Annotated in this window: 10 protein-coding genes; 3 read left to right on the top strand and 7 right to left on the bottom strand. The window is 72.3% G+C overall.

Annotated elements, in window-relative coordinates; all coding sequences use genetic code 11:
* Nucleotides 1-181: gamma-glutamylcyclotransferase (locus VNW53_RS16800; protein ID WP_325556989.1), on the top strand; the 181-nt coding region annotated here is incomplete at its 5' end.
* Nucleotides 182-185: 4 nt separating this feature from the next.
* On the opposite strand, the gene VNW53_RS16795 is transcribed toward VNW53_RS16800, so the two are convergent.
* Genes VNW53_RS16795 through VNW53_RS16780 form a run of 4 tightly spaced genes read right to left on the bottom strand, consistent with a single transcriptional unit; the run spans nt 186 to nt 3,220 of the window.
* A complete protein-coding gene (locus tag VNW53_RS16795; protein WP_325556988.1) occupies nt 186-893 on the bottom strand; it encodes a lysophospholipid acyltransferase family protein in 708 nt (235 codons plus the stop codon).
* Nucleotides 890-1,510, bottom strand: a complete 621-nt coding sequence (locus VNW53_RS16790; RefSeq protein ID WP_325556987.1) for a YdcF family protein — start codon at nt 1,508-1,510, stop codon at nt 890-892. The genes VNW53_RS16795 and VNW53_RS16790 overlap by 4 nt, the downstream gene beginning before the upstream one ends.
* Nucleotides 1,507-2,421 (bottom strand): hypothetical protein, encoded by a 915-nt coding sequence (locus tag VNW53_RS16785; protein WP_325556986.1) that lies wholly within the window; start codon nt 2,419-2,421, stop codon nt 1,507-1,509. Before VNW53_RS16785 ends, VNW53_RS16790 begins: the two co-directional genes overlap by 4 nt.
* A gap of 10 nt (nt 2,422-2,431) precedes the next feature.
* Entirely contained in the window at nt 2,432-3,220 is a 789-nt protein-coding gene (locus tag VNW53_RS16780; protein ID WP_325556984.1) for an ATP-binding cassette domain-containing protein, read from the bottom strand.
* A 310-nt stretch (nt 3,221-3,530) separates the two neighbouring features.
* Here VNW53_RS16780 and VNW53_RS16775 point away from each other — a divergent pair, with 310 nt between their 5' ends.
* Both VNW53_RS16775 and VNW53_RS16770 read left to right on the top strand, forming a co-directional pair.
* Nucleotides 3,531-3,752 (top strand): hypothetical protein, encoded by a 222-nt coding sequence (locus VNW53_RS16775; protein WP_325556982.1) that lies wholly within the window; start codon nt 3,531-3,533, stop codon nt 3,750-3,752.
* Entirely contained in the window at nt 3,745-4,317 is a 573-nt protein-coding gene (locus VNW53_RS16770) for a phosphoribosyltransferase (protein ID WP_325556980.1), read from the top strand. The genes VNW53_RS16775 and VNW53_RS16770 overlap by 8 nt, the downstream gene beginning before the upstream one ends.
* Here VNW53_RS16770 and lysA read toward each other — a convergent pair.
* The 3 genes from lysA to VNW53_RS16755 all read right to left on the bottom strand — a co-directional run.
* The gene (gene lysA / locus VNW53_RS16765) at nt 4,257-5,543 is read right to left on the bottom strand and encodes a diaminopimelate decarboxylase (RefSeq protein WP_325556979.1); all 1,287 of its coding nucleotides are present in this window, start codon (nt 5,541-5,543) and stop codon (nt 4,257-4,259) included. The two genes, VNW53_RS16770 and lysA, sit on opposite strands and share 61 nt — an antisense overlap.
* Nucleotides 5,540-5,869, bottom strand: coding sequence for a lipoprotein (locus VNW53_RS16760; protein ID WP_325556978.1), 330 nt, complete (start codon nt 5,867-5,869; stop codon nt 5,540-5,542). Before VNW53_RS16760 ends, lysA begins: the two co-directional genes overlap by 4 nt.
* Nucleotides 5,866-6,515: argininosuccinate lyase (locus tag VNW53_RS16755; protein WP_325556977.1), on the bottom strand; the 650-nt coding region annotated here is incomplete at its 5' end. The genes VNW53_RS16760 and VNW53_RS16755, both read right to left, overlap by 4 nt.

Here is a 6,515-nt window from a genome sequence, read left to right as displayed (position 1 = left end):
GGCCGGCGTGCTCGACGCCGAGCGCCAGGCGCGGCTGATCGCCGGCGCCCGAGGCCTGTCGGGCCGCAACATCGACTATCTGCGGGACCTCGTGGATCATCTACGCGCCGAGGGCGTCCGCGACCGCGCCATGGAACGGCTCATGGAGCGCGTCGCCCACCTCGAAGACCAGGCGGCCTGACCGCTCATGCGTTCAGCAACAGCTGCGAGGCGGTTTCGATCCTGGTCTCGAGTTCGCGCATGAACGCCGCCCGGTGCAGGCCCGGCGGGATCGGCTCCAGGAACTCATAGACGATCAGGCCCGGCCGGCGGAGGATGCCGTGCGCCGGCCAGTGGACGCCGGAGTTGGTGGCCATGGGGGTGCAGGGGAGTCCGAGCTCCCGGTAGAGACCGGCGACGCCGGGCTGATACTCGCCCCTGGTTCCCGGCGGCATGCGATGTCCTTCAGGAAAAATGACGAGCTGGCGCGGCTCGGCGAGGCGAGCTTTGGCTTCGGCGATCAGCTTGCGCAAAGCTCCGGCCCCGCCCTGGCGGTCCAGGACCAGCATGCCGGTCTTGAGGCTGAACCAGCCATAGAACGGGATCTTCAGCAGCTCGCGCTTCATCACATAGCAGGCGTCGGGGAAGACCGTCAGCGGCGCCATGGTGTCGAACATGCACTGGTGCTTGGCCGCCACCAGGCCGCGGCCGGTGGGCAGGTGCTGGAGGCCGCGGAATTCGACCCTGACCCCGCAGATCAGGCGCAGCATGGCGATGACGACGACGCCCCAAAGGCCCATCGCCTTGATCATCCAACGCCTTGGCGCCAGCAGCAGCAGGGTCATGGCGAGGCCGCTGACGATCGACCACAGGTAGAACACGGCGGCGAACGCCAGCGAGCGGATCAGAATCATGCGCGAGGATACCCCGAGCCCGCGCCGGCGGGGCGCGGGCCCAGCGCGATGAGCCCCTCGCGCCCCAGCGCCACGAGGTACTTCATGTATTCCGCGACCATGCGGTGGGCGCCTGTGGTGGTGTCGGGCCAGTGGCGGGCGTCGAGATCGGGCGTGACCACGGGATAGGCGCTGATGCGCGCCTCCGGCATCACAGCCTTCAACTCCAGCGCCGCCCGGGGCGTGTGATAGTCGGCGGTGACCAGGATCAGGCTGCGGTAGCCCATGGCGCGGGCCCAGCGGGCGGCCTCGCGCGCGTTGCCGATGGTGTCGGCGGCGTCGAAGTCCAGGTCGACGCAGCAGTCGAACAGCGGCTTGGCCGCCCCGGTGACGCTCCAGATACGCTCGCGGGTGACCTTGTGGTTGACGCCGGAGACCAGCAGCCGCCGTCCCTCTCCCGCCTCCAGCAGCGATGTCGCCACGCGCAGACGCAGGTCCGACCCGCCGGTCAGGGCCACGACCCCATCGGCCGGCGCGGGCGTCGGCGCGGGCGTCAGGCGCGCGATGCGGTCCGCGAAGGCGAGCAGCCCCGCCGACCAGATCAACAGGGCGACGAGGCCGGCGGCGAGTCCCTTCAAGCCATCGTCCTCAGCCTCGACTTCGCGGCCCCGCCCGCCGCCCAGAAGGCGATCACGATTGCGACCGGAGGCCAGATCGCCGCGGCCGCAAGATCCCACGCGTCGAGACCCGGAGCCACCCCGATCTGGGCAGCAAGCTGGGCCTTGATCCAGTCTGCGAGAGCGGGCGACCAGATCGCGGCCGCGGCCAGGGCGGCCGCCGCCCCCACTCCGATCAGCGCCCCCAGGGCCGCCGCGCCGACCGCCCGGGCGCGGACCGGCCCAAGGATCATGCCGTCGGTCGCCCCCAGGTGCAGGAGCAGGCTCACCCTGGCCGAGTGTCGGCGAACGGCCCCGCCGGCGCTACCCGCGGCGAGCGCCCACACGAGGACGATCAGCAGGAGCAGCGACGCCGCGGCGGTGGCGGCCGCCACGACCGCCATCCGTTCCAGCGGGCCCGTCCAGACGCCGTGGTCGTCCACCGCGGCCACGATGTTCCCGCGCCGCAGGCTCTGGGCGAGCGCGGCCGCCGAGGCGCCCTCTCCGCTGGCGAAGGTCGCGGCCAACAGGCGGGGCGGATCTGCGCCGGGCGCGGCCCCGTCCAGGCCCATGAGCCGGCCGGCCACGGCGTCGCCCGGGTCGGGATCGAGCACGGCGAGTCTCGCCACGCCGGGGGCCCGCGCGAGGATTTCGGCCGCCCGGGCGGCCGCGGCCTCGGTGCTCTCGAGACCGCCGCCGCTGACGGCCACTGTCGCCGAACCGGCGAGCCGCGGCGACCAGGCGACCGCCGTGCGGATCGCCGCGGTCGCGGCGACCAGCTCCAGGCCGGCGACGACCGACAGCAGCAAGATCGCCAACGCCAGCCAGGGCGAGGGCTTCGCCACTCCCGGCAGCAGGGAAGGGCCGCCGTCCGCCGCCTGGGCGCGGGTCATGGGAAGGGGCTCATCGAAAGGCAACCAGGGCGGTCACCTCGGCGCCCGACTGATCGGCCAGTTCGGCGTCGCGTGTGGCGATCAGCATCGTCGTCCCGGCGCGGTTGAGGTCCGACAACAGCTTGAGGACAGCCTCCCCGCCGGGTTCGTCGGCGATCAACAGGTCGGGCCGGTTGATCACCGCCCGCGCCACGGCCAGCCGGCCCCGGCCTTCCGCGTCGAGCTCCGACGCCGGGTCGTCCGCCCGCCGGGCCAGGCCGACCCAGGCCAGCACCTCGGCGATCGGCTTGTCGTAGTCGTCCGGCGCGCGACCGGCCGCCCGGGCCGCCAGGGCCACGTTGTCCCGCGCCGACAGGGCGTCGATCAGGCGAAGATCCTGAAAGATCATGCCGATCCGCCGTCGCAGCGCGTACCGCGCCGCGGGGCGCACCCTGGCGACGTTGCGTCCGAACAGCTCGAGCCTGCCCTTGTAGGGGGGCCTCGCCAGGGCGATGGTCTCCAGAATGGTGGTCTTGCCGGCGCCCGGGCCGGCGGTGATCACGTGGGCCGAGCCCGCCTCCAGATCGATCGACAGGGGCGGTCCGGCCCGACGGCCGTCAGCGCCGCGGAGCGCCGCGCCCAGAAGGCGGACAACTTCAGGTTCGCGACCCCCCGGAGCTTCGCTTTCGTTCACGGCCTTGATGGGTTTTCTGGACATGCGCGCGAAAATCGGCGACCCCGTTTGCACGCCGCCGAGGTTAACCTGAGTCTCAATCATGATACTGACCTGCCCGAGGTGCGCTACCCGGTATTTGGCCAACCCGCTCCAGGTCTGGACGATGGGACGGACGGTCCAGTGCGCGGCCTGCGGCCAACGCTGGCGCGCGGTCGGCGAGGGGGTTCGGCCCGCTCCCGAACCGGAGGCGTCGCCGCCGGCCGAACCTTCACCGCGGACTGAGACCAACGCCGTACCCGACGCCCCGGTCGAGACCCAGGCTCCCATCGCCGAGGCGCACTCCCCTGAGCATGTAGACCAGGCGGAGGCCGAACCTCGATCGGAGCCCGAGGCTGGCGCCCCGTCCGCGGACTGGTACGCGGCGCCGCCTCCGACGCCCGCGTCCGACGAGTCCTTGAGCATCCCGGTGTTCCGGCCGCCGCCGCGCCTGACAACCGCCTTCGGATCCGGACCGTCCCGCGCCGGGCGGTGGCTGGCGATCGTCTTCCTGGTGGTGATCGCCCTGTTCGCCCTGATGGTGTTTCGCGACGTGATCGTCGCGGCCTTGCCGGGCCTGGCGCCGATCTATGCCGCGATGGGCCTCCTGGTTCACCCTGCGGCGGCCCCGCATGGCTGACCTCGCCCCTCGGCTCGAGGTGCTGTTGGCCGAGGAGTCGATCGCTGCGCGGGTGAACGCCCTGGCCGAGCGCATCGCCCCCGACCTGGGCGAGGACGCCGTCGCCATCTGCCTCCTGACCGGAGGCCTGTGGTTCGCTGCCGACCTCACGCGCGCGCTGGCCGGCCTCGGCAAGGCCGTGGCGTTCGACGCCCTGTGGCTGGCCTCCTACGGCGACGGGGCCGCGAGCGCCGGGCGGTGCGAGGTGCGCGCCGGTCTGCAGCGCCCGGTCGCCGGCCGGCCGGCCCTGATCATCGACGACGTCTTCGACACCGGACTGTCCCTCGACGAGGCGGTCCGCCACGTGCGCGCCGCCGGGGCCGCTTCGGTGATGACCGCGGTCTTCGCCCGCAAGCCCTGGCCCCGCCCGCGCGCCCTCACGCCGGACTACGTGGCCTGGGAGGCCCCCGGCCGCTTCCTGGTCGGCTACGGCATGGACTTTGGCGGCGCCTTCCGGGGCCTGCCCTACGTCGCGGCGCTGGAAAGCCAGGGGGCGAGCGAGTCGCGGCCCAACATCTCGCTATAGTTCGGCCTCGGCCGCACCACGGACCAGGCGTCACCCTTCACCAGCACTTCGGGGACCAGCGGGCGGCTGTTGTACTCGCTCGCCATCACCGCCCCATAGGCTCCGGCGCTCATGAACGCCACGAGGTCGCCGCCTGCCAGCGGCGGCAGCAGCCGGTCGCGCGTGAAAGTGTCGCCGGTTTCGCAGACGGGTCCCACCACGTCGTAGGGCGTCAGCGGGCCAGGGCGCGGCCTTATCGGCCGGATGTCGTGGTAGGCGTCGTACATCGCCGGCCGGATCAGGTCGTTCATCGCGGCGTCGAGGACCAGGAAGCGACGGCCCTCGGGCCGCTCGTGGACGTGGATCACCCGCGAGACCAGCACCCCGGCGTTGGCGGCGATCGCGCGCCCAGGTTCGAACGCCAGGTCGATGTCGAGGCCGCCCACCGCCTCGTCGGCCATGGCCGCGAAGTCCCGTGGCGTCGGCGGGTCGGGCTGGTTGAAGTATGGAACGCCCAGGCCCCCGCCGAGGTCGAGGCGCTGGACGGCGAGGCCGCGGCTGCGCAGGCGCTCGACGAGCTGTCGCATCAGGGAAAAGGCGCGGCTGAGGGGAGCCAGGTCGGTGATCTGGCTGCCGATGTGGCAGGCCACCCCGACGGGGTTCAGATGGGGATCGGCGGCCGCCGCCGCGTACAGCCGCTCCGCCTCGGCCAGGGAGACCCCGAACTTGTTCTCGCGCGCGCCGGTGGAGATCTTGGCGTGGCCGCCCGCTTCGACATCCGGATTGACCCGGATGACCAGGTCGGGCCGGACCCCGCGCGCCCGTGCGAGGTCGGCCAGCAGCCTCATCTCCGGCTCCGACTCGACGTTGATCTGGGCGACGCCGGCGTCGAGCGCGAAACCCAGTTCGGCGGCCGTCTTGCCGACCCCCGAATAGACGATCCGCGAGGGCGGAATCGCGGCCGCTAGGGCGCGGCGGATTTCCCCCTCCGAGACGGTGTCCGCCCCGGCCCCGAGCCGTCCCAGCGTGGCCAGGACCGACAGGTTGGAGTTGGCCTTTACGGCATAGGCGATCAGCGGCGCTCCCAGCCGCGGAAACGCGTCGAGCGCATCGCGGAACACCCGGTAGTGCCGCTCTAGCGTCGCGCTGGAGTAGACATAGAGCGGTGTGCCCACCGCCTCCGCCAGCGCTGTGAGAGGGACGTCCTCGCACCAGAGCTCGCCCTCGCGCAGCTCGAAGTGGTTCATTGCGGGCGGTTGTAGGGGTCTGGAAGCACGCCGGGAGGCGCTGGCGCGTTCGGCAGCGGGCGCATGCCGGGGGCCGGGTCCGTGCGCAGGTTGTCCGGCATGGCGCCGGGATTGTTGGGCCCGGGGGTGTCCGGGGCCAGGGGTTCCGGTTCGTCGGCGTCCTTAGACGCCTTGGCTGCGGCGGCTTCCTTCGCCTTCTTCGCCTTGTAATCGGCCTTGGCCTTGGCGCCGTAGAGCGGGGCCGGCTGGTCGAGAGGGCCTACCCGGCCGCAGGCGGCGAGGACCAGGGCGGCGGCGCCCAGGGCCAGGAGCGATGCGCGGATCATGAGAGGACTTCCTTCCAACGGGCGATCTGGGCTCGGACCTGGGACGGCGCCGTTCCACCATAGCTGACCCGGCTGGCCACCGACGCGGCGGGGCTCAGCACCTCGTAAACGTCGGCGGTGATGCGCGGCTCCAGCGACCGCAGGGTCTCGAGCGGCAAGTCGGCGAGGTCCACGCCCGAGGCCTCGGCCCGGGCGACGGCCTGCCCGGTCACATGGTGAGCCTCCCGGAAAGGCAGGCCCAGCCGCCGCACCAGCCAGTCGGCCAGGTCGGTGGCCGTGGAGTAGCCGGCGCCGGCCGCCGCGGCCATGGCCGCCCGGTTCGGCTTCAGGTCGTCCACCATGCCGGTCATCGCCAGCAACGAAAGCTCCAGGGCGTCGAAGGCCTCGAACGTCGGCGCCTTGTCCTCCTGCATGTCCTTGCCATAGGCGAGCGGCAGGCCCTTCATCACCACGGTGAGATTGACCAGCGCGCCGAGGATCCGCCCGGCCTTGGCGCGGATCAGCTCGGCGGCGTCCGGGTTGCGCTTCTGGGGCATGATCGACGAGCCGGTGGTGAAGGCGTCGCTCAGGGCGATGAAGCCGAAGCCCGGCGTCATCCAGATCACGATCTCCTCGGCCAGGCGCGAGAGGTGGGTGGCGCAGATGG

It is taken from the genome of Phenylobacterium sp., assembly GCF_035569475.1.
Classification (GTDB): domain Bacteria; phylum Pseudomonadota; class Alphaproteobacteria; order Caulobacterales; family Caulobacteraceae; genus Phenylobacterium.
This window is presented reverse-complemented; position numbering and strand designations above follow the sequence as displayed.

Excerpts from the sequence above, each read along its gene's own strand:
- VNW53_RS16795 (WP_325556988.1), bottom strand. The coding sequence starts at position 893 with ATGATTCTGATCCGCTCGCTGGCGTTCGCCGCCGTGTTCTACCTGTGG.
- VNW53_RS16785 (WP_325556986.1), bottom strand. The coding sequence starts at position 2,421 with ATGACCCGCGCCCAGGCGGCGGACGGCGGCCCTTCCCTGCTGCCGGGA.
- VNW53_RS16770 (WP_325556980.1), top strand. The coding sequence starts at position 3,745 with ATGGCTGACCTCGCCCCTCGGCTCGAGGTGCTGTTGGCCGAGGAGTCG.
- lysA (WP_325556979.1), bottom strand. The coding sequence starts at position 5,543 with ATGAACCACTTCGAGCTGCGCGAGGGCGAGCTCTGGTGCGAGGACGTC.
- VNW53_RS16760 (WP_325556978.1), bottom strand. The coding sequence starts at position 5,869 with ATGATCCGCGCATCGCTCCTGGCCCTGGGCGCCGCCGCCCTGGTCCTC.